The sequence below is a fragment of the Parafrankia sp. EUN1f genome (genome assembly GCF_000177675.1).
GTDB lineage: Bacteria > Actinomycetota > Actinomycetes > Frankiales > Frankiaceae > Parafrankia.
Genome location: NZ_ADGX01000111.1, coordinates 1 through 20,093 on the forward strand (window position 1 = coordinate 1; position 20,093 = coordinate 20,093).

General features: G+C 70.8%; 19 protein-coding genes and 1 pseudogene. 15 read left to right on the plus strand and 5 right to left on the minus strand.

Annotated features, from left to right (window positions below):
* On the plus strand, positions 1–821 hold an 821-nt coding region (locus FREUN1FDRAFT_RS26820; protein ID WP_035953696.1), incomplete at its 5' end, for a histidine kinase.
* A 125-nt stretch (positions 822–946) separates the two neighbouring features.
* On the opposite strand, the pseudogene FREUN1FDRAFT_RS42030 reads toward FREUN1FDRAFT_RS26820, so the two are convergent.
* Positions 947–2,399, minus strand: a pseudogene (locus FREUN1FDRAFT_RS42030) (ISL3 family transposase); the annotation flags it as partial.
* A 163-nt stretch (positions 2,400–2,562) separates the two neighbouring features.
* Positions 2,563–2,913: a hypothetical protein gene (locus FREUN1FDRAFT_RS26835; RefSeq protein WP_006543416.1), complete on the minus strand. Its 351-nt coding sequence runs from the start codon at positions 2,911–2,913 to the stop codon at positions 2,563–2,565.
* Between the two features lie 92 nt (positions 2,914–3,005).
* On the opposite strand from FREUN1FDRAFT_RS26835, the gene FREUN1FDRAFT_RS26840 reads away from it, so the two are divergent.
* From FREUN1FDRAFT_RS26840 to FREUN1FDRAFT_RS26900, 13 genes are all read left to right on the plus strand, one after another.
* A complete protein-coding gene (locus FREUN1FDRAFT_RS26840) occupies positions 3,006–3,464 on the plus strand; it encodes a VOC family protein (protein ID WP_063745354.1) in 459 nt (152 codons plus the stop codon).
* Between the two features lie 1,201 nt (positions 3,465–4,665).
* The gene (locus FREUN1FDRAFT_RS26845; protein ID WP_035953709.1) at positions 4,666–5,148 is read left to right on the plus strand and encodes a hypothetical protein; all 483 of its coding nucleotides are present in this window, start codon (positions 4,666–4,668) and stop codon (positions 5,146–5,148) included.
* Complete coding sequence (locus tag FREUN1FDRAFT_RS26850; protein ID WP_006543419.1) at positions 5,145–6,017, plus strand: hypothetical protein; 873 nt, start codon at positions 5,145–5,147, stop codon at positions 6,015–6,017. The genes FREUN1FDRAFT_RS26845 and FREUN1FDRAFT_RS26850 overlap by 4 nt, the downstream gene beginning before the upstream one ends.
* 70 nt (positions 6,018–6,087) lie before the next feature.
* Positions 6,088–6,780 (plus strand): SAF domain-containing protein, encoded by a 693-nt coding sequence (locus FREUN1FDRAFT_RS26855; protein WP_006543420.1) that lies wholly within the window; start codon positions 6,088–6,090, stop codon positions 6,778–6,780.
* Positions 6,777–7,601, plus strand: coding sequence for a hypothetical protein (locus tag FREUN1FDRAFT_RS26860; protein ID WP_006543421.1), 825 nt, complete (start codon positions 6,777–6,779; stop codon positions 7,599–7,601). The genes FREUN1FDRAFT_RS26855 and FREUN1FDRAFT_RS26860 overlap by 4 nt, the downstream gene beginning before the upstream one ends.
* Positions 7,598–8,980, plus strand: a complete 1,383-nt coding sequence (locus FREUN1FDRAFT_RS26865) for an ATPase, T2SS/T4P/T4SS family (RefSeq protein WP_006543422.1) — start codon at positions 7,598–7,600, stop codon at positions 8,978–8,980. The genes FREUN1FDRAFT_RS26860 and FREUN1FDRAFT_RS26865 overlap by 4 nt, the downstream gene beginning before the upstream one ends.
* Before the next feature lie 2 nt (positions 8,981–8,982).
* Positions 8,983–9,867 carry a type II secretion system F family protein gene (locus FREUN1FDRAFT_RS26870; protein ID WP_006543423.1) on the plus strand — a complete coding sequence of 295 codons (885 nt, stop codon included), beginning with the start codon at positions 8,983–8,985 and terminating at the stop codon, positions 9,865–9,867.
* Between the two features lie 5 nt (positions 9,868–9,872).
* Positions 9,873–10,751, plus strand: a complete 879-nt coding sequence (locus FREUN1FDRAFT_RS26875; RefSeq protein WP_232295426.1) for a type II secretion system F family protein — start codon at positions 9,873–9,875, stop codon at positions 10,749–10,751.
* 90 nt (positions 10,752–10,841) lie between these two features.
* A complete protein-coding gene (locus FREUN1FDRAFT_RS26880) occupies positions 10,842–11,090 on the plus strand; it encodes a hypothetical protein (protein ID WP_006543425.1) in 249 nt (82 codons plus the stop codon).
* 8 nt (positions 11,091–11,098) lie between these two features.
* On the plus strand, positions 11,099–11,521 hold the full coding sequence (locus FREUN1FDRAFT_RS26885) for a hypothetical protein (RefSeq protein ID WP_006543426.1): 423 nt from the start codon (positions 11,099–11,101) through the stop codon (positions 11,519–11,521).
* Positions 11,518–11,967, plus strand: coding sequence for a TadE/TadG family type IV pilus assembly protein (locus tag FREUN1FDRAFT_RS26890; protein ID WP_006543427.1), 450 nt, complete (start codon positions 11,518–11,520; stop codon positions 11,965–11,967). Before FREUN1FDRAFT_RS26885 ends, FREUN1FDRAFT_RS26890 begins: the two co-directional genes overlap by 4 nt.
* Positions 11,964–12,419 carry a hypothetical protein gene (locus FREUN1FDRAFT_RS26895; RefSeq protein WP_006543428.1) on the plus strand — a complete coding sequence of 152 codons (456 nt, stop codon included), beginning with the start codon at positions 11,964–11,966 and terminating at the stop codon, positions 12,417–12,419. Before FREUN1FDRAFT_RS26890 ends, FREUN1FDRAFT_RS26895 begins: the two co-directional genes overlap by 4 nt.
* A gap of 162 nt (positions 12,420–12,581) precedes the next feature.
* Positions 12,582–15,554, plus strand: a complete 2,973-nt coding sequence (locus tag FREUN1FDRAFT_RS26900; RefSeq protein WP_157475400.1) for an SARP family transcriptional regulator — start codon at positions 12,582–12,584, stop codon at positions 15,552–15,554.
* Positions 15,555–15,685: 131 nt separating this feature from the next.
* On the opposite strand, the gene FREUN1FDRAFT_RS46790 is transcribed toward FREUN1FDRAFT_RS26900, so the two are convergent.
* Positions 15,686–16,261 (minus strand): hypothetical protein, encoded by a 576-nt coding sequence (locus FREUN1FDRAFT_RS46790; RefSeq protein ID WP_232295427.1) that lies wholly within the window; start codon positions 16,259–16,261, stop codon positions 15,686–15,688.
* Between the two features lie 182 nt (positions 16,262–16,443).
* Positions 16,444–17,328, minus strand: coding sequence for a serine/threonine-protein kinase (locus tag FREUN1FDRAFT_RS46795; protein ID WP_232295428.1), 885 nt, complete (start codon positions 17,326–17,328; stop codon positions 16,444–16,446).
* Between the two features lie 298 nt (positions 17,329–17,626).
* Between FREUN1FDRAFT_RS46795 and FREUN1FDRAFT_RS26910 the strand changes: the two genes are divergently transcribed.
* Complete coding sequence (locus tag FREUN1FDRAFT_RS26910; protein ID WP_035953702.1) at positions 17,627–18,100, plus strand: hypothetical protein; 474 nt, start codon at positions 17,627–17,629, stop codon at positions 18,098–18,100.
* Positions 18,101–18,260: 160 nt separating this feature from the next.
* On the opposite strand, the gene FREUN1FDRAFT_RS26915 is transcribed toward FREUN1FDRAFT_RS26910, so the two are convergent.
* A complete protein-coding gene (locus FREUN1FDRAFT_RS26915; protein ID WP_006543433.1) occupies positions 18,261–20,051 on the minus strand; it encodes a hypothetical protein in 1,791 nt (596 codons plus the stop codon).
* Positions 20,052–20,093 lie beyond the last annotated feature (42 nt).

Below are 20,093 nucleotides of genomic sequence, written 5' to 3' on the forward strand. Positions count from 1 at the left end.
TGCGGGGTGGTGAGGAGATGCTCGCGCTCGTCTTCACCGACATCAGCGACCTGCGCCGGGCCGAGAGAGAAGCACGCACGCTCTGCCAGCGGGCAGAGCGGGGCCGGGCCTGGCTGGCGGCCAGCGCCGAGATCACGACCAGCGTGCTCGCCGCCCCGGATCCGCGCGACGCGTTCGGTCTCGTCGCGCGGATCGGTCGGCGGGCAGCCGCCGCGGACATCGGCATGGTCGCCGTCCCCGACGAAGACGGCACTCTGGTCGTGACCGCCGCCGCCGCGGCCCCCGGCCTGCCCGCGGACGCCGAGTCGCTACGAGGGCTGACCGTCACCCTCGCCGCCGGCTTCCCCGCGGACGTGCTTGCCGCGGGCCACGCCGTCGCGCTGGAGGGTCTGTCCCTGCGGGGTAACCGGGTCGTTCCCACCCCGGTGCTACCTCTCGCCGCGGCACTGGCCGTGCCGCTACGCCTCGCTCGGAACCATCCGGCGATTCTGATCCTCGGGCACCGGACAAGCCCGCCGCGTCTTGCTGCGCCCGACATCGAGCTGGTCGAGGCCTTCGCCGCCGACGCCGCGCTCGCCCTCGACCTGACCGAGGCACATCAGGAACGCGCCCGCCTCGCGGTCCTCGAGGATCGCGACCGCATCGCCCGTGACCTGGGCGACCTCGTCCTCCAGCGCCTGTTCGCTATCGGCCTGCACCTGCAGTCCCTGACCCGCGTAGCCGGCGACCTCATCAGCGCACGGCTGACTTCGGCCATCAGCGCCCTCGACCAGACCATCGAGGAGATCCGCCACACGATCTTGCGCGTACAACCCGCGTGAACCGGGCAGCACTGGTCCACCGGCCCAGGTAACGTCCCACCTTGCAACCATGGCGATGCGCATCGATGATCAGCACGTTTGACCTGGCCGGAACGGGCGGGACTGAGATTCCACGTAACTTCTATGGTGTTCACGCCTTCGGTGCCGCCGTTGTGGTGGGGCAGGGTGAGAGCGGCGTCGACGGCCGCGCGGTCGAGGTCGAGCCCGCGGGTAAAGGAATGCAGGTGCGGCAGGTCAGAACCACGGGCGGCGTTGATCCACTCGTCGAGCCGGTCGGCGTTGCCATCGGCGGGGCGGAGGAGGTCGGCGAAGCCGCGGACGAGTCCGGTGAGGGCGATCATTTCCGGGCAGGCGGTGGTGAGTTCGTCGAGCCGGCCGCGTTGGCCCTCGGTGAGGCTGTCGGGTCGGGTGAGCAGGAGCCGGGCGACCCGCCGGGGTGAGATCGAGGGCCGGTCGGAGTCGACGCGGCCCTGGTTGATGTAGCGGACGAACAGGTTGTAGCTGCCCGTGTAGCCCTGCTGTTTGATCTCGTGGAACAGGCGCAGCACGGGCACGGCGGGTTGTTCGGCGCGGCGGCGTTTCAGGTAGTCGCGGTAGGGGTCTACCAGGGTCGGCCGGTAGAGCGGAGCACGGACGAGCCGTTCTGGTTCGCTGGCCCGCGCGTAGCGCTTGACCGTGTTCAGGCTGAGGTTGAGCCGTCGGGCGCAGTCGAGCAGACCGACCCCCTGGCCGAGGAGGTCGTGGACCTGCCCCCAGCGTTCCCGGGTCGTCTGGGTACGGGGGCCGTCGTTCGGCGGCGGGCCGGCTTTCGCCCAGCAGCCGCTGTGCGCGGCGACCTCCTTGAGCGTCACCTCGGCGAGGCCGTGCCACAGATGCCACCGGTCGCTGGCTTGGACCGCCTCAGGCAGGGCACGGCGGACCGCTTCGGCGTAGGTACCGGAACCGTCCCGGCAGACCACCTCCACACCGGGATGGGCGCGTAGCCAGGTCTCCAACGCGTCGGCGCCGCGGTCGGGCAGGACGTCCACACGGCGGCGGGTCTGCGCGTCGATGAGGATCGTGGCGTAGCGGTGCCTGCGGCGCAGCGCGAAATCGTCCACGCCCAACACCCGCGGCGCCGTGACCGGCGGAAGCGGCAGGCGCAGCAGGCAGCGCAACGCGGTCTGCACCGACAGGCACACCGTCAACGTGGACAGCACCCGCACACTGCCGCGGCCGGCTAACTCCCGCACGATCACGCCGATCTGCGGCCAGCCTCGGTGTGCGCCGCTGGTAGCGTTCCAGCACTCCGGGTAGCTGCTCGCGGAACGTCTGCCGGCACCCGCGCGTGGGACACACCAACCGGCGGACCCGCACCCCCAGAAGCACGCGGCGCGCGTCGAGCGCCACGTCGGCCACCGTCCGCTCGGCGTAGCTGTGTACCCGCGACGTGTGCACCCCGCAGCCCGGACAGGCGACCGCGGCCTCCGGTGTCCGTGCCCGCACGCGGACGAGCCCGTCCTCATCCGACACACCCTCGATGACCAGCGGCGACAGCCCCGAAAACACCAACTTGATCAGACGATCCGCGTCACACATGACACATCGTGTCGACCCACAGCCAGCCAACCACGGACCTTCAAGGTCAAGACCAAGCAAAGACCACGTTCCTTCACCACCGGATGTGGCACAGAGCCGTTGCTTTTACAGGCCCTCGGCGGCTCCGTGATCGCCCTCGTCCCCGCGCGCCGGACCGACGCGGTCACCGACGCCGTGAGGCGGTGCAGGGCGCGCAGCGCGTCGCGGGCGTCGGTGGCGGTGGGCGCCGTGCTGTCGGGCGGGCGGTAGCCAGAAAGGCCAGTATCGGTGGGGAGGTCAGAACGATCTCGGGGATGCCGTTGGGGTCCAGCAAGGCGGCCAGTTCAAGCAAGGGGCGGGCGAGACCTGCGGGGCGCAGCTGGTTGGCTCGGTCGATGGAAAGGGACCAGGCGGCGGCGAGGGTGGTCTGCTGGTCGTCGGGCAGGCCGGTGTCGGGCATGAGCTCGGCCAAGGTGCGGCTGCGGTCGGTCAGACGCTGCCGGTAGGCGGCGCAGTCCAGATCCAGGTCGACCATGTAAGCGGCGGCCTGCGACAGTGCGAGAGGCAGCCGTGGCTACGAAGGTGAGAACGGGATCCATAGCTCCATCTCTGCCTATGATGTGGGTCATGTCCGAGGCGGGGCCCGCGTCCGAGACGCCTGTGGATGCGACGGTCGGCGGCATCGTCGGCATCCACCACTTCGGCCTGACCGTGCGGGACATCGAAACCAGCGCAGCCTGGTACGAGAGCGTCCTCGGCTTCACCAGGGTGGGAGAGTACGAGGCCCCGAACGGGTTGCGCCGCAAGGTGTTCCTGCGGCACCGGAGCCTGCACGTCCGCCTCGGGCTCACGCAGCACCGTGACGGCGACGGCAGTTCGTTCGACGAGACGCGTGTGGGCCTGGACCACCTGGCGTTCGCCGTAGCGGACCGGGATGAGCTGGATACGTGGGCCCGGCGGCTGACGGACAGCGGAGTCATCCACTCGGCGGTCGCGGCGGCGAACTCCATTCCCGGCGCTGCCGTATTGGTCCTGCGTGATCCCGACAACATCCAGCTTGAGCTGTTCGCCGATCCAACGTCATAGCCCACGATCAGTCGCACTTCACTCCCCGCGTGGCCACAGCCGCGCAAGTCCGACTACAAGATCAGCGCCAGATCCCGTTCTCACTTACGAAGCCAGCCGTCGGCGACGCTCATGATCGGAGGGGGTTGCTCCCGCCCTCGCCCCGCGCCTCCGGGGGGGAACTACCCGCCCGGAGGGCGTCGTCGGGAGCCGCCTCGGTCAGGATGGGCCGTGTTGACGGCGTGCCGGTGGTGAGCGGAGGAGATCCTGGTCCTGATCGTGGGCGCCCGCGCCTACTGCTCCTGGACCTGCCAGGACACCGCCCCGACCAGCGACATCGACGGCACGACCCGGCCGGTGTGCTGCCAGCCCCCGCCACCCGCGCCACACTCTCCGCCGGCGGTACCCGCACCCCGCGGCGGCGGCCAGTCTCGCCCGCTGCGGCCACCTGGCCCGGTAGGACGCCCCCGGAAAGCTGGCAGGCTCTGAAGCCTGGGACCGCCGAGCGTTACCGGGCGTCAGTGGCGGGCTGACCTCCAGGGTTCGGTTCGCAGTCAGGATCGCTCGTCCAAGGCCCTTCACGCCCTGCATGTGCACCGTGTCGTCGGCGGAGTCGGTGGTCGGGGTGCGCCCGTTGGGCGAGAACGCCGGCGTATGGCCGACACGAGCGTCGACCTGCCTCGTGAGCGCGCGTTACTCGCGGCCTGGCGTGGCCGGGTCAACGGCGGCCGGCTTGGTGCTTCCGTGGGCGTCTCCCGGGGCGCTTCATCGTTGACCGGAAGTTCGGCTCGGAGCGAGGCGTGCCCCTCTCGGCTGGACTGTGGATGGGGGCTGGCTGGTGCGCTCGGATCTCAGCTCCCGTCCGTGGGGGCCTGTGGATAACGGTTTGACGAACGGTTGAGATCGGGGGATGTTCCAAGCATCCTCATGCAAACAACGCTAAATGCACTGTAAGCATGATCATTGGATGGTAGACATGGACCTACCTTTCCTTCGAGGTACGTCGACAGAGCCCCTGCGCACGGCGGGCCAGCGCGAGGCACGGTCGCGGGACCGGGGTCCGCGCCGCAGAGAGTGGGCACGCCGGGCGGTGCTGATGCGAGCGGGGAGCACTGGCCTGGGCCTTGCGGCTACGCTTGCCGTCGGCATCGTCGGATGCGGCCAGGACGGCCCGCGTCCGCTGGCGGACCCCGGCGGCCGTGCCGCCAGTTCGCGGTCCGCGATGCTCCCAACGGATCCGTACGCCGTCGCCGAGCGCGATGTGCGCGCGGCGATCGAGCGGTACGACCAGGCGTTCCTGGCCGCGGTGGCGGCCCCCGAAGACCAGCGCAAAACGGAGCTGCTGCTCTCCCTGTACGCCGCAGGAGTGCCCGAGCGCGATGGCATGGAGGCCTTTCTTAGGATCTTCGTGGAGCGCGGATGGGCATCGCGCCCGGGACCAGACGGGTATCAGACGGTGGAAAGCGTCAGCGTCGCGCAGCCGCCGCCTGTGGGCCGGGCGACGTCGGTCACGTGCACGTTCGACGACGGGATCGTCTACGACCTGGTCAACCGTGCCCCGGACGGCAGCGAAACCATCGTGAGTGATGCCGCCGAGACTTCGCGCACCACCAGGACGTGGGTATTCGAGCAGGGATCCTGGCGGATCTCCGAGGCGAGCACGCTGGAGACCTGGGCGGGTGAGAACCGGTGCCCGCCGCGATGAGACGTGGCCTCGGAGTGGCGGCCGTTGCCCTTGCTGCCGCCGGGCTGCTGATGGAAGCGGGACCTGCCTGGTCCAGTGCCGGCCACGGCGCCGAGAGGTACGCCGAGGCCGCGGGCACATCCGATCCCGCGCTAGCGCGGATCGAGGCGATGGCCGGGGCGACGACGACCATGCCGGGTACGGACGGCGAGACCGGTACCGGCGGGGTGGATGAGTGCGAGTGGTATCCGGCGGCCCTCTTCCTCTACCTGGAGAACCTGGACGCCTACCTGGCAGACCCGGGCGACGAAATGTTCGAGACGGAGCGAACGGCACCGGACGGGACGCCGGAGTTCCTGTACGCGCGCGTCTGCTACCCCGATGTCGTCACCTTTCACTGGCTCCGCGACCTCGCGGCCCCGGAGCAGGCGGCGGCTGCGGCCCTCGCGGTCGCGCAGGAGAAAATTCCTGCTCCGGATGGGGTCTTCGCTCCTGATCTGGGCCGGGGCGCGACTGCCTTCGCGCAGGCGCCGATGCGATTCGGGATCAGGAACGCCGGCGCGGTCACGGCCAGCGCATCGGTCTCCGGAGTGACGGCGAGCGTTACCGCGACGCCGCGACGGCTGAAGTTCATCCCTGGTGACGGCTCGCCCGCGGCTGCCTGCGAGATCTCCGCGTCCCGTCAGCCGGCGACCGCCTGCACGTACACCTACCGGGATTCCTCAGCTGTCGCCCCGAACGGCGAGTCCTGGCCGGCGCACCTGAGCGTCGAGTGGGCGGTGGGGTGGACGGCCACGACCGGAGCCGGCGGTGCACTGCCGGCGGTGACGACGACAGCGGACTACGCGGTGCCGGTCCGGGAGATCCAGGCGCTCGAGTACGCGGACTGAGTCGGTTCCGCCGTTCCCGACGATGTCCACGCCAGGAACACGGCGGAACCGCGACTGGGCGAGATGGGGGATGCGCGATGACGACGACGGCCGATGCCCCTGGGCCGTTCCCATCCACGGCGGGGCCCCCGCCCCGGTCGCGGCACGGCACATCCCCCGCGGCGTGACCGTGGCGGCGCTGCTGGTTCTGGCCGGAGCCGGCACCGGCGCCTGGGCGGTGACCTGGTCCGGTGATGAGACGGATGCGGTGGTGCTGACTCGTCCCGTCAGACGGGGGGAGCTGATCGAGACGACCGATCTGGCCGTCGCAAGGGTGTCAGCCGCGGGGACGGCTGTCCGGCTGGTCTCGCCGCAGGTCGCGCGGCGGGCGCTTGTCGGCCGGCAGGCGTTGCTCGACCTGCCGGCGGGAACGCTGGTCACCCCGGAGATGGCCGGTTCGGCGCTGCCGCCGGCGGGCTCGGCCCGCGTCGGCCTGCGCCTGGCGCCCGAGGCGCTGCCGTCCCCGCAGGTCCAGCCGGGTGACTGGGTGCAGGTGGTGATCCCCGACGAGATCTCCGGCGCGCCGGCAGTCGTCGCGGATGCGGTGCGGGTCGCGGCGGTGCTGCCGGTGGACGACGACGGGTCCAGCAGCACTGGAAGCGCCGGCAGCGCGGGTGGCGAGATGGTGGTCCATCTGGACGCGCCTGAGGACGTGGCGGCGCGTATCGCCGCGGCGGCGGCACAGTCCCCGCAGCAGCTGCGGTTGCTCGGGGTGCGGCGATGACGGCCTGCTGGGCGGTGGCGACGGCGGGCCCGGGTTCAGCCGGCGCGACCACCCTGGCTCTCGCACTGGCCTATGCGACGCGCGGTGTGGCGATCGAGGCGAATCCTGATGGCGGGGTGCTCGCCGCCCGCATCGGCCTGTCGTTGGGCACCTCCGCGCCCGGCCTGGACACCCTGGTGGCCGAGCTGGGAACCGCGGCCGCTACCGGGTTCGTCCTGGATCACGCACAGTGGTGCGCGAGTGGCCTGCCGGTGGTCGCCTGCGCCTCCACCGAGGAGACCGCCGGCGGCGCGGTGCGCAGCCTGGGCGCGCTGATGCCGGCGTTGCGCCTGCTCACCGTGGAACTGTTCGTCACGCTGGATGTCGGCAGGTACCGGGAAGGCGCGTCGGAATCGCTGGTCAGTGGGTGTGACGGCCTGGTGCTGGTGACGTCCGCGGCAACGGAGGGCCTTGCCTGTGCCCTGGTCCGCCTGCCTGCCGTGCTGGCGACGGTGCCGCGCCTGGTGCTGGCTGTTCGCGGTTCCGGGCCGTATCCGCTGCGGGAGATCGTCCGCGTTGCCCGGGAACGGGCCGGCGTCGACGTGCCGGTTGTAGCGATACCGGACGATCCGCAGGGCGCGGCGGGGCTGATCCGGCCGGCCCGCCGGCGCCCGCGTCGTCCCTCGCCGCTGCTGCGGTCAATGTGGGCTCTGCTGGACGAGGTCGCGCTGCTCGGCCCGGTGCCGGCAGGTGCAACGGCGCCGGCCGCGGGAGCGGCAGCACCTCCGGGACCGACTGGGGCCGATGCCGACGCTGCGCAGCGCCCGGGAGCAACGGGATGACGCGCCCACCGGACTCCGAGACGTCGGCTGCGGACGAGTCGACCGCCGTCGCCGTCGCCGACAGCCTGCGGGAATGGCTGCTGGCCAGCCTCGCCGCATCCGAGGCCGGCGGCGACCAGCGGCAGGCCCGCGCCGAGGAGCTGATCGACCGCGGTGTGCGGGAGGAACAGGTCCGGCGCACCCGCGGCGGTCAGACCGTCCTGGACGCGGCAACGGAACGCGCGGTGCGGATCCGGCTGCGTCAGGACCTCTCGCCGCTGGGCCCGATGACCGGCGTCCTGACCTCGCGGCAGTGGTCGGATGTGGAGGTCAACGGGGCCGTGCACATGATCTGCACGGAGCGGGCCGGTGGGCGCCGCCACCGGTTCGCCAGCCCGTTCCGCGGCGACGGGGAGGCGTTCGAGTGGGCGGCGGTCCAGGCCGCCGCCCAGGGGCGGCGCTTCGACGAGGCGAACCCGTCGGTGCGGGTGCGCCTGCCGGGAGGCACCCGGCTGCACGCGATCGCGCACGTCACCGGGCGGGTGCACCTGTCCTGCCGGCTGTCCTCCCCGTCGCTGACCACCCTGGACGCACTGCGGGCCGCGGGCATGCTCGGCCCGGACGTCGCCGCCGTGCTCACCGCGACCGCCCGGATGCGCGACCCCTGCGGGCTGATCATCTCCGGGGCCACGGCCGCGGGGAAGACAACGCTGCTGCGCGCGGTGCTCAACGCCCACCCCGACCCGATCGTCCTGGACCGGATCGTCACCGTCGAGGACGAGGCGGAGCTGTTCCTCGACGAGAACCGCTTCGTCAACCTGGTCGCCTTCGAAGCCCGCGAACCGAACCTGGACGGCCGGGGCGCCTATCCGATGGAACGGTTCCTGACCGCCGACCTGCGCCGGCTCACCCCGGACCGGGTCGCACTGGGGGAGCTGAAGCCCGACGGGGGAGTGATGCCGCTGCTGCTGGCCCTCGGCCAGGGTGTCGCCCGCGGGGTCGCGACGACGATCCACGCCCCCTCCGCCGCGGACGTCGTCACCCGCATCCGGACGTACGCCGCGTTCGACCCGGGTTCCCGGCGGGTCGCGGACAGCGTCGTGCTGGACACCGTCGCCGCGACCGTCGACCTGGTGGTGCAGGTGGCCCGGATCGGCTCCCGGCGGGTCGTCACCTCGCTGCTGGAGGTCGCCGGCCGCAGTGAACGCGGACTGCTCGCCGGGCAGCTGTGGCGGTGGAACCCGAACGCCGGCCGGGCGACCCGGACCAGCGTCGAGGCATCGGACCGGCTGGGCGCGAAGCTGGCCGCCGCCGGGCTCGATCCGAACATCCTCGCCCGCGAGCGAACGTCCCCCGTGCCCGCCGGCCGGGGCCAACAGCGATCACCAGCCGGGAGGTAACGGTGCTGCTGCTCATGGGCGCGCTCGGCGGCGGCGTCGCCGGGCTGGGAGCCTGGCTGCTCGCCGCGGCGATCCGGGGCGAGGACCATCTGCCGGCCAGGCTGCCGACCGCAGAGCCCCGGCTGTCGTCCTGGCGTGGCTGGCCGCACCGGATACCCGCGCGCTGGTTGGGCACCGCGGCCGTCGGACTGTTGATCGCGACGGCGACGCGGCTGCCCGCCCTCGGCCTGATCGTCGCCGTCCTCGGCTACGTGATCCTCGAGAACCGCGCGGGCATGTCGGTGCCCCAGCTCACCCGGCTCGGGGACGCGGTCGCCACCTGGGCCGAGCAGATCCGCGAAGGCCTGGACGCCGGCCAGCACCTGCGCGCCGCGATCGCCGCCTCCACCGACCATCCACCGGCCGAGCTCGCCGATCCGCTGCAGCGCCTGGCCGCGCGGCTGCGTTCCGCCATGCCACTGCCGGACGCGCTGTGGGCGCTGCGCGCCGAGGTGCCCCACCCGACGCTCGGGCCGGTGATCATCGCGCTGGACGTCGCCTACCGCCGCGGGGCCGGGGACCTGCCCCGGCTGATGGCCTCCCAGACGGCCGCGACCCGCGAGGCCACCGCGCTGCTCCGTGACCAGCACGCGCTGCGTGCCCGGCACCGGCGGGCGATGACCTTGCTGCTGGCCCTGTTCACGGGAGCGATCACCGTGCTGCTGGTGGCCTGGCCGAACTTCCTGGCGCCGTACCGAAACCTGCAGGGTCAGCTGGCCCTCACCGTCATCGGCGGCGGGGTGGTGCTCGCCGTCCGCGCGCTGGCCGCGATGTCCCGGCCGCCCACCACCCCGGACTTCTTCCCCGCGCCGGTCGCCGTTGCCGGGGCAGATCGGACGTCCGAATGATCAGGATGACGATCGCGGCGCTGAGCGGTGCCCTGGTCGGCTACGGCCTGCTGGTCGCCGGCCGGTCAGCCGCCGCCTCGCGCCGGGCAGACCTGGGCGACGACCTCGCCGTGTTGTTCGCCGAGGAAACCGCCGCCAGAACCCCGACCCTCATCCGCTGGGCGAGCAGGACCGTACGGCTGGCGGACAGCCGGGGCTGGAACCGACTGCTGCGCGCGGACGACACCGTGATCGCCGGGCGGACCGTCGAAGCACACACCGCCTCGCGCCTCGGCCAAGTGCTGGCCGGGATCGGCGCCATCGCACTGCTCGCCACGCCAGGCGTTCTGGCCCGCTTGCTGCCCCCGGCGGCGCTCCCGCTGCTTATCCTCACCGCGGGCCTGCTCGGGATCCACCTCGCCGACCGGCCGATGGTGCGCCTCGCCGCCGCGCGCAGACAGGACGCCGCCCTGGCCGTCGCGGCCTACACCGACCTGGTGCGCATCCTCGTCATCGGCGGCCTGCCGCTGCACGCAGCGCTGAGCGCCGCCGCGGAGGCCGGCGAGGGATGGACGTTCGCTCTCCTGCGGCGCAGCCTGGACGACGCCCAGCTGCGCGGCCTGCCCCCGGACACCGCGCTCACAGCCCTGGCCACCGACCTCCCGATCCCCGCCTTCGCGGACCTGGCCCGCACGGTCGCCTCCGCGCTGCGCGGGGCGTCCCCCGTCCTCGCGCTGGAAGCGCGGGCCGCCGCGATCCGGGCAGAGGAGACCGCCCGCGTCCGCGGCCGGGAAGCCGCCGCCGACGCCCAGATGGAACTGCCCGCCACCGCCGTCGCGCTCGCCTTCGTGGCGTTCCTGACCTACCCCCTCCTCGTGATGATCAACAGCGGTGTCGGTTTCTGAACGAACCCACCGGCATCCGCGCCCCCACAGACCCGAGCCAAGGAAGTCCTGATCCGGTCCCGATCCCAAGAACCTTGAGAGGAAGGCGCCATGATCCGACGCCTCAGCACCCACCTTCTGATCCTGTCGTCGACCGTCGCGGCGTACCTCGCGCGCACCGAACAGCAGCGGCGAGCGCTCCACGACGACCGGGACCGCGGCGACGCCCTGGGCACCGCCGTGATCGCAGTCGGCCTGGTCGCGATCGCCATCGTCGTGATCGCCATCCTGCGGAATCGGGCCACCGAGATCGCCCGCAACATCTGCACCTCCACCGACCAGGCGGAATGCCGCCCGTAGCCGGGCGGATGGGCAGCACTGTGGACATCGTGCCCCCACGGCCCTCCGTGGACGAACATGAGCACGCGGGGGAAAAGGACGCGGGAAACGTAGTCGCGCTCGCCGCCGTCGTCGGCGCGGTGCTGATGCTCCTCGTGCTCCTGCTCTCGCTGGGGGTCCGGTGGCTCGCTGCCGAAGCAGCCGCCTCCGCGAGCCAACGCGCACTGGAGATCGCGCAGTCGCCCGGCGGAACGGATCACGCCGCGCAGGCGGCGGCCACCGGTCTTGCGACCTCGATCAGCCTGATCGCCGACGTGGACGTGACGATCGCCCGCGCCGGCGAGACGGTGACGGTTACCGTGACAGCGCACGACCGACTCGGCAGCGCCGTGAGCCGCTCCGCCACCGGACCACTGATCCGCTTCGTACCCCAGAATCGGTCCCTCCCGTGATCCACGGGACTCTCGCCGCCCGCCGTCGCCACGCCTGCGCGCACCGTGGCAGGCGTGGCGCGCGCGACGCCGGCTCGTTCGCCGTCGAGTTCGCCGCCGGCTTCGGCATCGTCATCACCGCGATCCTCGTGATGGCGGTCGCTTACCAGACCAGCCAGAGCGGCGCCGCGGTGACGAACGCCGCCAGGGAAGCGGCCCGAACGGCCTCGCTCGCCACTTCCGCGGACGGCGCCCGGCGAGCAGCCGACGGTCTCGTCCGCACCCGGTTCGCCGATACCGACGTCTGCGCCGAGCTGACCGTGGAGACAACCACAGCGCAGTTCCGGGCCGCCGGCACGGTACAGGTGACCGTCACGTGCCGGACGAACAGCTTGCTTGGCTGGCAGCGCACCCTGCGAGCCACCGGCGAGGCGGTCATCGACCGCTACCGCGGAGGCGTCCCGTGACGAGAGCCCGCCGTCGGCCCGCGGCGACCCGGCCGACGGCGCAGGCGGTCCCAGGCAAGGACGACGGCTCGATCAGCGTGTTCCTCGTGATGGTGCTGTTCGGCGCCGCACTGCTGTTCGTCGCGCTGCTCAGCGATCAGGCCCGCGTGCTGCACGCCAACGCGCAGGCCTTCGACCTGGCCGGAAGCGCGGCCCGGGTCGGCGCACAGCAACTCGACGCCACGGCGCTCGCCGACGGGACCGTCCTGGTCGACCGGCGGAGCGCAACCTCCGCGGTGCAGACCTTTCTGGCTGCCCACGACATTATTGACGACGTCACGGTGACGGTCACCGGAGCGACGGTCACCGTCACGCTGACCCAGCACGTCTCCTTCCGGATTCCCCTGCTCGCAGGCTCCTCCGGCGCCGACGTCACCCAGACGCGATCCGCGACAGCCACCGCCGGTCCCTGACCCGCGATCGTGAGGTGGAACCTGATGCCAGATCATCGAGCAACCGACCGCCGCGGGACCAACAGATCCAGGCCGGCGGCTCGGCCCCTGCCCGCGAGCGGAACCCTGCCCGCCGGTGGGCCTCTGCCAGCCGCCTCCACCCGCCTGGGTTGCCGCGTGGTCATGAGCGCGGTGGCCGCGCTCATCGCGCTCGCGGCGTTCTCGGCAATCCCGCTGGCACTGTGGGTCTGGCGAGGTCTGCCACTGCCCGGCACCTGGGAACCGGCCAGATGGCTGACCCTCGCCCGCCGTGGCTACCTGCATCCCGACGTCCTGCCCAACACGCTCGCCGTCCTGATCTGGATCGCCTGGGCGCAAGTCGCGCTGGCGCTTCTCCGGGAGATCGCCGCCCGCCTGCGGCGTGGCGCGACCGCCACCCGAACCGTCTTCCTGTCCGGCGCGGCCCAGCACCTCGCCGGCAGCTGGATCGCCTCCCTGGCGATCCTGCTCAGCCTCACCGCCGGCCGCACCACCGCGGTCGCGGTGTCCTTCGACGTGTACCTGCCTCCCACCGTCGCCTCGGCCACACAGCCCATGCCGGCAGACGCCGTCATCGCGGGACTCAGCGTCGACTCCACCCGTACCGCCACGCACACCGCGGACGGAACGGTGATCGACGAAGCCGCCGTGCCTGAAATCGACCCCGATACAGCCACCTGGCGCCAGCACACGGTGAGGGCGGGGGAGAACCTGTGGAGCATCGTCGAGGACGAGTATCCCGATCTGAACCCGGCCGCGATCCCCGAAGCCGTCGACGAGGTCTTCGAGACCAACCGTGGCCTCACCGACTCACGCGGCCGCACCCTGCGCGATCCGCAGGTGATCAACCCGGGTATGGAACTACGCCTCCCGGCCTTCGGAGCGAAGCAGCGGGCCGGCCGCGGCGACGGAACCGGCAGCCCCGGACGAAGTCCTCAGCCAGCACCACCAGCAACACCCGCACCGACGGCGCCCCTGCCAGGGCCAGGGCCAGCAACTTCATCCGAGCCCTCGGCGACGATGCCTCCGACCACGGAACGACCTAATCAAGGCATTCCCGGCGCGCTGGCGCCCTCGTTTACGCCGACGCCCTTGCTCACGCCGGCTCCCTTCCAAAGTCCGCCATCCGTCATTCCGCCCGAGTCGCCTGCGGCGAAAGCGCCGTCGGCCGGTGTTCCCGACAACGTTCCCGGCCGGTTTCCCGAAAGGCGATCGGCTTTCCCGCCCGTCAGTTGGATCGGCGGCGCCGGGCTTCTGGCCACCGCGATCGTCGGCCTGCTTGCGGCGCGCCGACGCCGTCGCGACAACATCATCACTCCGCGCCGGAGCCTTCCCGTCCCGCAGCCTGCTTTGGCCGAGCTGCACACGGCCCTACTCGAAGTGGAAGAGCCGGAGCTCCTCGACCGCCTCGACGTCGCCCTGCGCAGCATCGGCGCGGCACACCGCGACCAGCCCGAGGGACCAAGCCCGCAGGTCCTGCTCGTCCACCCCGATCGCAGCATCGAGGTCTTTCTGCATCCCGACGGAACCCACACCCTGCCCCCGCCCTGGCAACCAGCACCCGACCAGCGGATCTGGACGTTGCCCGCAACCGCGGCACTCGACCTCGACCCGGAGATCCCGCCACCGTGCCCGGCGCTTGTCCAACTCGGCACAACCCTCACGGGCGCAGCCGTGTTCGCGGACCTCGAAGCCCTCGGAACCCTCGGCGTCGCGGCCAGCCCCACCGAGGTCGACCGGCTGGCATCCCTCGCACGGGCGATCGTCACCGCGATCGTCGTCTCACCGTGGGCCGGCCTCACATTGGTACGCACGATCGGCCTCCGCCCGCCCACCTTCGCCGGTGAAGAACGCGTGCACGCGGCCGGGGACATCGCCGAGCTGGCAGGCAAGGCCCAAGCCGACGCCGCCTTCCTGGACGCCGCGCTGCGTCGGCAGGAGCACCCCAGCACGCTCCACGCACGGATCGCCGAGCCGGGCGAGGAGTTCGACCCGACCATCGTCATCCTCGCCGCACCGCCGGATACCGAGAGCAGCCGGGCGTCCGTCGCCGACCTCGCTGACGCGGCTGGCAACGGCCGCCGCGGGCTGGCCGTCGTCCTCCCCGCTCAGCCCGGAATCTCCACCACCTGGACTCTGCGGCCCGACGCCAACCCCATCAGCGAGCCAGCGGCTGGCGCGGATCTCGGTGACCGCGTGTGGCGTTTGGATCCTCTCGGCATCGCTCTGATCCCGGCCGGGCTCACCGACACGGAGCAGACCGCCCTCGCTGCCCTCGTCGCGGAGGCGGACGCGCCGCCCCTCGACCTTCCTCCGCCGGATCTCCCCGTCGAGATCAGCGAGCCCTTCGTCCCGCCGCCCTGGGAGGTGATGGTGCGGCTGCTCGGCCCCGTGGACGTCATCAGCTGCGACGGCCGCACACCGCCGCCGGACGAGACCCGTGAACGCACCAACGAGGTCCTCGCCTGGCTGGTCACCCACCGGCACGGCACCCGCATCGACCTGGAGTCCGCGCTCTGGCCACGGGGAGCGACCCCCAAGACCCTCTCGAACGGGCTCAGCCGCGCGCGGCGCCTGCTCATCAACCTGGCCGGCCAGCACGCGCAGGACTGGCTGCCACGCTTCGACCGCGGAACGCTCACCCTCGACGCTCGGGTGGTGTCCGACCTGGAGATCCTGCGGGCTCTGCTACGCCACGCCGTCGAGCAGCGCCACCACCGCGAGACCGCCATCGCCGCGCTGCAGGAGGCGCTCGACCTGATCCGCGGCGTGCCCGCCGGCTACCCGTGGCTGGACGCCCAGATGGGATCGATCCTGACCACGACCCCCGTCAACGCCGCGATCCTGCTCGCCGAACACCAGCTCGCCGCAGGCGACACGATCGGCGTCCTCAGCACGACCGCCCGCGGCCTGGAACTCCTACCCGCCCACACCGCGCTGTTCGCCCTGCGGATGCGCGCCCACGCAGCCGCCGGCGACACGGACGCGGTCAAGGCCGAATACCGCTCCTACCTCCGCGCCGAAAAAGCCGAACCCCTCTGGGATGGCGACACCGACCGGGAGCTCGAAGCCCTCCACCAGAGACTCGCCCACCGTGGCCCAGCCGCGCTGGGTTAGATCGGGCTGGCTGCCCGCGCCACCACCTCACCCGTCTGGGGAGCCCGGTCGGGCAAGGAGGCAGGCGGGCGTGGACGACGTGCAGGCGAGGGCTGCGGCTCAGCGTGGCTCGTCCTCGACGGGCACCGCCCTCAGCGATACCGCGGATATCCCCTGGTGCATCCTGGAGCGACGTCCACCCAGAAATATCCTTTGAGATAATAGGCGCCCTGCGTGTACTCGAAGCGCGCACCCGAGGTCGCGTCAATGGTGAGAAGAAAAATCGTACCCATACATTCCTTGGGTGACTCGTAGCCGGCATCCTCCCCGGGTTGAAGGTTTCCGCATTCGCTGAACAGGGTGAAGTTCGGCTGATCGTAGTAGCCGTAGTCTGGGCCGGGGCGGAAAAGATCCTGGTTTCCGTCGGCGGGCACTGAAATATCGAGGAGAGTGGCCTGGGTATCGTGATTGAGGATGAAGTCCATGAATTCTGTCGCGGCCGCCAGTTGGCCTGCCGGCCCGTGGAAGCGGGGAGTCGATGCGGATCCCGCGCTGCTTTCTGGCTCCGGCGCCGCCGTAGCGGTCGTCGGTGTTTCCTGCGATGCGTCCGCACGAGCAGGTGTGGTCGGCAGGGAGGTCGGCGGCGGTGTGCTGGTCGCCATGGTGTCCGGCTGGTCGTCGCTGGTCAGCGTGACGGCAAGGGCGGTGCTCGTAGCGATGAGCAGCAACCCGACGACCACGGCAAGGACGGGACGTAGCCGCCGAGCCAGTGCCCGACGCGGCGACGGCCCGGTCGCGAATCTGTCGGGTGCCTGTGGCCACGCCGGGAGCGGGCGCCAGGCGGTAGGCGGATCGTTGACCGTGGCAGCCTGATGGGACAGGGCAGAGCCAGGTTCAAGCTGGTCTGCGATCAGCGTGATCTGGCCGGCGGCCCGGCGGACATCATCGTCCACCCGGATCGGAAGGCCGGCTCGCGAGAGCCAATCCGGGCCGTAGGTACGGCACGCACCTGCGAGGTCGAGCGCAAAGGCGTGCGCTGAGACAGGGCGATCGGCCGGGTCCTTTGCCACCGCAGCACAACCTCGGCGACGGGTTCGGGTACTCCCTGTAATGGTGGGGGCGCCGCTGTCAGGTGCTGCTGCCACAGTGCGGGCAGCGGCAGCGACGGATCGAAAGGCGGTCGACGCGCGAGAACCTGGTAAAGGACGACCCCTATCGCGTACAGATCGGTGGCTGGTCCGAGCCGCCCCGCGCTGATGACCTCCGGTGCCATGTACATCGGCGTTCCAGCGATCATGCTGGCCGCAGCTGCCGATCCATCGAAGATCTTCGCGATGCCGAAGTCGGCGACCTTCACGAGACCTGCGTCGTCAAAGAGAATGTTGTCGGCCTTGATGTCGCGGTGCAGCACACCCTTGCCGTGGGCGTGCTCCAACGCCGCCGCTACGGCGAGACCGATCGCGCAGGCCGTCTCGGCCGACATGCCGGCGCGACGACGAGTCAGTGTGCCACCGCCGACACGCTCCATCACGATCAGGCAGAGGTCGTCGACCTCCAGGTAGTCGTGGACTCGGACAATATGAGGATGATCGAGACCGGCCAGCACTCGGGCCTCGGTCGCGAACCTGTCCGGCAGGCCGTCCTCGCCTGCCGCCGACATGACCTTGACCGCGACGGGTCGGTCCATTCGCCGGTGCTGCGCGGCGAGCACGGCCCCGAAGGCCCCCGACCCCAACAGGTCACCCAGCTGATAACCGGGTAGGGCGGAGGCCACCCGCTCACGGTCAATGATCACGCCGCCCACGCCCTTGCCAAGGCTCGATACGTCCCGGACCAGCATAGTGACGGCCTGCTCTGTCGGCCGCGTTCTCCGCGTCGACAAGGACGCTGATCGGCCGGCCTGCATCCTCAGGCCAGAAACGTGGATTTCGCCAGTCCCTCTCCCGGGCCGCTGACCACCCTGCTGTCGAGATGCCCGGCGGCTGCGGCACAATTGTCGCCATCGGTGGCAGGTGCTCGCGCCACTGCCAGGTGAGCAGGCCAGCCGCTCGGAAAGTGCTCTCTATAGCGTTGAAGTGATCGGGGGATCGGCCGTGGGAACCTTCATGCTGACATGGAATCCCGACTCCTACGACTGGGAGGAGGAGGGCGGCAACTACGAAGGCGGCGTCGCCCGGATTGCTTCCGGCGCGACGATCAAAGCCATGTGGTCCATGGGTGCACGCAGGTACGGAGTCGAGCCCGGCGATCGTTTCTACCTGCTGCGACAGGGAGTGGAGCCGCGTGGAATCGTTGGAAGCGGCTATTTCACCGACGGGCAGATCGACGAGGACGTGCACTGGGACGACCCGGACAAGACCGCCTGGTATGCCGAGGTGGTCTTCGAGTTCCTGGTCGACCCGGCGGACGGCCTTCCAACATCCCAGCTCCTTGACGAGGTCCCGGGATTCGGCTGGAACACCACCTACGCATCGGGGAACGAGGTTCGAGGGGAAGCGGTCGACCAGCTGGAGCACATGTGGAAGGAGGCGATGACCCGCACGAAGCACCACAGGCGCCGTGGCTGACACGCGGTCCTTCGGTGGCGGGGGCAAGCCCGAACCCATCAATTCCGAGCTGCTTGCCCAAGGCATAGTCAGGTAGGACGCTGCGCCGCTTGCCCGATCAGTCATCATCGCGTACCCGGCGGGCGCGGCGTCCGGCGCTCGCCGCCCGCTCTTGCCCGTACTACAGGTCGAGGTTCATATCGGGTGGCTCCGTATCGCCTACCGATGGAGGGTAAATATCGTCGAGGTCTTGGCCAACTGCGGCGACCTGGTCCGGGTTGTTCGTGTCCACTCCTGGTTCTGCCGTGAAGATGGAGTTTACTTCGTCGGGCATGTGCTGGGCGGTTAGGGCTGCGAGTGTGACGAGGGATTCATCGCCGGCGAGGTGGAGATCTGGGAGGGTGTTGAGGAGCTCGATGAGCCTTTCTCGGGGTTGAGTCAGGGCGATTTCGAAGGGCTGGTTGGGGGCGATGAGGAGTTCGTGGCGGGGATCGTAGACCCGGGTGTAATCGTCCTCGATGACGATTCTGGGTGCCGGAGTGTGGCTCGGACGCGTGTGGTGTGGCGGGGCTGGGGTGGGGATGTCGGGGGATTCGGGGTCGAGAATCGGGTCCTGGGAAGGCCATTCCTGCGGGGGGAAGGCGGGCAGTGGTCCGGTGGGTCCGTCGCGGACGAAGGTGGCTTCGCGCAGGGTGATGAGGAGTTCGCCGGATTCCAGGGAGATGCCGGCGTCGGCGCGGGCGTCGAGGAGGGCTTGAAGGGTGGGCCAGGCGGTGCCGGCGATTGGTTCGACGTCGGCGGCGTGGATGCGGATCGGCGCGCGTGAGCTCTGGTCGGGCTGGATGTCGTAGGTCGGCTGGCCGCCGGGTTTGAGGATGGCGCGCAGGACGGTGCCGGTGGCGAATCGGGGGTCGTCGATGGCACGGACCTTGGCGCCGTAGACGAGGACTTCGGCTTCCTGGTTGCTGCTGAGGCCCGCGTCGGGGGAATGCAGGGTGGGCTGGACGTTCTGCGCGGGGGCGACGAGCTGCTGGTCGAGGCGTTGCCCCATGGGATGGCCGGGAAGGCGGGCGACGTCGGGGCGCCAGCCGTAGTGCAGCGCGCCGTCGTCGCCGACGATCGTGTCGGTGATGATGCCACTGGCAGGTGTGGAACCGGCCAGGCCGCGGACCTTGACCCGTGTCCCGATCGGGTACGGCGACGTCGGTGGGGTGAGTACGGAGCGGAGTTCGGCGCTGTGTTTCGCGAGAAATTCTCGTTGCAGGTCGGTTGGCTCTCGACCGGTTCCTGCCGTGAGCGCATGGTCGGCGATGCTTCGCAGCGTGGCGTCTGCCTGGATGTCGGAGCCGATGGGCACTGGTAGAGCCCCGGAGGCGAAGACGATGCGCTGGGCGTGCCAGATACGGTATGCGACCTGCAGAGTCGGGCTATCCCGGTTTTCGAAGGTTAGTTCGGTGCCGACGACGTCGATGCGGTAGGGGCCCTCCTCCCAGGTGCGTATCGGCGGTTTGATGTGGAGGAGTGTTCCGTAGGTGAAGACGTTGAACGTGTCGGGGAGATGAACCATGCTGGCTCGTGTGGGCTGGTAGTCGCTCGCGCCTATCCACGGCGCGGGTGCTGAGATCCTTAGCCCTGGGTTCGTGGCTACGGGAGGTATGAGCCGTAGCGCATCCCGGATGGTGGTGGGAATGGGGAACCCGAGCTGTGTCTCGATGCCCCACGAGGTTGATGCGGCGCCGTAGACGGAGATCTTGTCCGCGGGGTTCTCGCCTCGGATGACAAGCTCCGCGGTGATGCGGCCGGTGTTGCCCGGTGAGCGGCGGAACCGCCATCCACCCGCGGGTACCTCGATCTCGACGTGCGCCGCACCTTGGGGGCGCTGGCCGGGCTGACTGGCGTCGTCGTTCACCACGATGCTCTCGGGTCCTTCCCCGCGCAGGTAAGTGTCGGTGAGCCGCGGGTGGTGCTTCATGCTGCGCCCGATCGCGAAGCGACTCTCGCCACGCGCAGTCGG

What these genes read in the sequence shown, in the direction of transcription:
- FREUN1FDRAFT_RS26900 (WP_157475400.1), top strand. Translation starts at nt 12,582, where the DNA reads ATGAGCGCGGTGGCCGCGCTCATCGCGCTCGCGGCGTTCTCGGCAATC.
- FREUN1FDRAFT_RS26850 (WP_006543419.1), top strand. Translation starts at nt 5,145, where the DNA reads ATGAGACGTGGCCTCGGAGTGGCGGCCGTTGCCCTTGCTGCCGCCGGG.
- FREUN1FDRAFT_RS26875 (WP_232295426.1), top strand. Translation starts at nt 9,873, where the DNA reads ATGACGATCGCGGCGCTGAGCGGTGCCCTGGTCGGCTACGGCCTGCTG.
- FREUN1FDRAFT_RS26845 (WP_035953709.1), top strand. Translation starts at nt 4,666, where the DNA reads ATGCTCCCAACGGATCCGTACGCCGTCGCCGAGCGCGATGTGCGCGCG.
- FREUN1FDRAFT_RS26885 (WP_006543426.1), top strand. Translation starts at nt 11,099, where the DNA reads ATGGGCAGCACTGTGGACATCGTGCCCCCACGGCCCTCCGTGGACGAA.
- FREUN1FDRAFT_RS26835 (WP_006543416.1), bottom strand. Translation starts at nt 2,913, where the DNA reads ATGGTCGACCTGGATCTGGACTGCGCCGCCTACCGGCAGCGTCTGACC.
- FREUN1FDRAFT_RS26880 (WP_006543425.1), top strand. Translation starts at nt 10,842, where the DNA reads ATGATCCGACGCCTCAGCACCCACCTTCTGATCCTGTCGTCGACCGTC.
- FREUN1FDRAFT_RS26865 (WP_006543422.1), top strand. Translation starts at nt 7,598, where the DNA reads ATGACGCGCCCACCGGACTCCGAGACGTCGGCTGCGGACGAGTCGACC.
- FREUN1FDRAFT_RS26860 (WP_006543421.1), top strand. Translation starts at nt 6,777, where the DNA reads ATGACGGCCTGCTGGGCGGTGGCGACGGCGGGCCCGGGTTCAGCCGGC.
- FREUN1FDRAFT_RS26915 (WP_006543433.1), bottom strand. Translation starts at nt 20,051, where the DNA reads ATGAAGCACCACCCGCGGCTCACCGACACTTACCTGCGCGGGGAAGGA.
- FREUN1FDRAFT_RS26840 (WP_063745354.1), top strand. Translation starts at nt 3,006, where the DNA reads ATGTCCGAGGCGGGGCCCGCGTCCGAGACGCCTGTGGATGCGACGGTC.
- FREUN1FDRAFT_RS26855 (WP_006543420.1), top strand. Translation starts at nt 6,088, where the DNA reads ATGCGCGATGACGACGACGGCCGATGCCCCTGGGCCGTTCCCATCCAC.